The 425-nt window shown below is 55.2% G+C and carries 1 pseudogene; it reads right to left on the bottom strand.

Annotated elements, in window-relative coordinates:
* Window positions 1-425: pseudogene (locus tag AC1DUA_RS40730) on the bottom strand (S-layer homology domain-containing protein); the annotation flags it as partial.

Raw genomic sequence — 425 nt, 5'->3', positions numbered from 1 at the left:
GTGTTGCTGGCCTTGATTGCGAAGTAGTACGTCGTTCCGTTCGTCAGCCCCGTTATCGTGCTGGTGTTGGTCGAACCRTTCACCGTCGCGACAGGGATCGGCTCATACGAACCTATTACAGTTCCTGCATAGATGCTGTAGGTGACCGCATCCGATACACCGCTCCAAGYGAGTGTTACTTGACCGTCACCTGAAGTTGCAGAAAGTGCAACTGGCGTGTTCGGCKTGGCGATCGGCKTGGCACYCAATTCRTTGGAGTAGCTGCTGTASCCRCTGGTGTTGCTGGCCTTGATYGCGAAGTAGTACGTCGTTCCGTTCGTCAGCCCCGTTATCGTGCTGGTGTTGGTCGAACCRGTCACCGTCGCGACAGGGATCGGCTCATACGAACCTATTACAGTTCCTGCATAGATGCTGTAGGTGACCGG

This window comes from Paenibacillus sp. 01T422 (assembly GCF_056398785.1).
Note: the sequence above shows the minus strand (reverse complement) of the source record. Positions and strands in the feature narration are given on the sequence as shown.